Origin of the sequence: Helicobacter vulpis, from assembly GCF_003660395.1 — a bacterium.
Lineage (GTDB): Bacteria > Campylobacterota > Campylobacteria > Campylobacterales > Helicobacteraceae > Helicobacter > Helicobacter vulpis.
Window position 1 is genome coordinate 1 of sequence record NZ_QXQT01000047.1, and the last position, 2762, is coordinate 2762.

At 49.2% G+C, this 2762-nt stretch carries 2 rRNA genes; both read right to left on the reverse strand.

Annotated features, from left to right (window positions below):
* Positions 1-3 precede the first annotated feature (3 nt).
* Positions 4-119 (reverse strand): 5S ribosomal RNA (rrf, locus tag EAO38_RS08410).
* Positions 120-438: 319 nt separating this feature from the next.
* Positions 439-2762, reverse strand: a 23S ribosomal RNA gene (locus tag EAO38_RS08415); the annotation flags it as partial.

The following is a 2762-nucleotide window of genomic DNA, read 5'->3' on the forward strand; positions in this document are numbered from 1 at the left end:
AACCCCCCGCATCACCCTACTTTCCCACCCTTGCAAAGGGCAGTATCATCGGCGTTAGAGAGCTTGACTTCCAGGTTCGGGATGGGGCTGGGTATATCCTCTCCACTAGGGACACGGGGAAAAGCAAGAAGCTTTTCTAGATGTTGTTGAAGCTTAAAAAGCCAAACCCTAAGAGCACTTAAACCCCCAGAGTGAGCCAAGACTCACTAGACTGAAAAAACTTTTACGCTTCCTAAAGCAAGTCTAAAGCTTTCAGAGAGCTCAAGAGCAGTCCTAAAGGCTAGGTCTTACCAAACTTGAATTTCTCTTAAGAAAGCCTAACAACACCCCTCAAAGACAAGATGCTATTCTAGCAAGTTGTCCTTAAGCTGTCAACAACCTATGCGTGGTTCCTACAAAGCTTTGATTACACTCAACAAGGCGGTGATACCTTATCAACCAAACAAGCCAAACGCTCTATTAGTAGTGGTTAGCTGAATGCATTACTGCACTTACACACCCACCCTATCAAACATGTAGTCTTCATGCGAGCTTCAGGGAAAGCTTATCTTGGAGTTGGCTTCGAGCTTAGATGCTTTCAGCTCTTATCACAACCATGCGTGGCTACCCAGCGGTGCTCTTGGCAGAACAACTGGTGCACCAGTGGCATGTCCATCCCGGTCCTCTCGTACTAGGGACAGCTCTCCTCAGCTTTCCTACGCCCACAGCAGATAGGGACCGAACTGTCTCACGACGTTCTGAACCCAGCTCGCGTACCGCTTTAAATGGCGAACAGCCATACCCTTGGGACCTGCTCCAGCCCCAGGATGCGATGAGCCGACATCGAGGTGCCAAACCTCCCCGTCGATGTGAGCTCTTGGGGGAGATCAGCCTGTTATCCCCGGGGTACCTTTTATCCTTTGAGCGATGGCTCTTCCACACGAGAACCACCGGATCACTATGACCGACTTTCGTCTCTGCTTGAGTTGTCTCTCTTGCAGTTAAGCTAGCTTGTGCCATTACACTCAACTGGCGATTTCCAACCGCCATGAGCTAACCTTTGTAAGCCTCCGTTACTTTTTAGGAGGCGACCGCCCCAGTCAAACTACCCACCAAGCATTGTCCTGCCTAAGGATGACTTAGGCCAGTTAGCTAACAAAAACGCCAAGGGTGGTATCTCAAGGATGGCTCCACAGACACCAAAGTGTCTGCTTCACAGCCTCCCACCTATCCTGCGCATGGCATTCCCATTAGCAGTGCTAAGCTATAGTAAAGGTCCACGGGGTCTTTCCGTCTTGCTGCGGGTAGGAGGAATTTTCACCTCCACTACAATTTCACTGGATCTCTCTTTGAGACAGCTCCCATCTCGTTACGCCATTCATGCAGGTCGGTATTTAACCGACAAGGAATTTCGCTACCTTAGGACCGTTATAGTTACGGCCGCCGTTTACTCGGGCTTCAATTCAAAGCTTCGCCCTTGCGGGCTAACCCATCCTCTTAACCTTCGAGCACCGGGCAGGCGTCACACCTTATACTTCCTCTTACGAGTTGGCAAAGTGCTGTGTTTTTGGTAAACAGTCGGGAGGGACTCTTTGCTGAGACCTACTTGCGTAGGCACACCTTATCGCGAACTTACGGTGCTAGTTTGCAGAGTTCCTTAAAGAGAGTTCTTCCACGCGCCTTAGAATACTCATCTCATCTACCTGTGTCGGTTTGCGGTACGGACAATTAGGGCTAAACTTAGAGACTTTTCTTGGCACGATAGTATCAGTGATTCTCTCTTTGGTCCGAAGACCGCCAAGAGCCTTTCAGGTTTCAAATACAGGAGCGGATTTGCCTCTCTCCCAATCTACACCCTTAGACCAACACTTCCATCCGTTGGCTCACCTAACTTTATGCGTCCTCCCATCGCACACCCTAATTGGTATAGGAATATTAACCTATTTCCCATCGCCTACCCCTTTCGGACTTGGCTTAGGACCCGACTAACCCTACGATGACGAACATCGCGTAGGAAACCTTAGATTTACGGCGGATACGATTCTTACGTATCTTATCGCTACTCATTCCTGCATGCTCACTTCTGTGCGCTCCAGCACTCCTTGCCGGTATGCCTTCAGTGCTGCACAGAACGCTCTTCTACCACTGCTCTAAAAGAGCAATCTACAACTTCGGTGTCTATCTTAGCCCCGTTATATTTTCAGCGCATGATCACTAGACCAGTGAGCTGTTACGCTTTCTTTAAAGGATGGCTGCTTCTAAGCCAACCTCCTGGTTGTTTGAGTAACCACACATCTTTTTCCACTTAGAATAGAACTTGGGGACCTTAGTTGGTAGTCTGGGTTGTTTCCCTCTTGACGATTGATTTTATCACCCACCGCCTGACTCCCAAGATACAACAAAAGGTATTCGCAGTTTGACAGGGTTTGGTACTGCGGCGAGCAGCCCTAGCCCAATCAGAGCTCTACCCCCTCTTGTTATGACTTGAGGCTATACCTAAATATATTTCGAAGAGAACCAGCTATCACCAAGTTTGTTTGGCCTTTCACCCCTATCCACAGCTCATCCCAGCCCGTTTCAATGGGCACGGGTTCAGTCCTCCACAAGCTGTTACACTCGTTTCAACTTGGCCATGGATAGATCACTTGGCTTCGGGTCTGCAGCGTCTGACTAAATAGCCCTATTCAGACTCGCTTTCGCTACGGCTCGTTTTCACTTAACCTTGCCAGACACCACAACTCGCAGGATCATTATGCAAAAGGCAGTCCATCACCCTTGTGGGC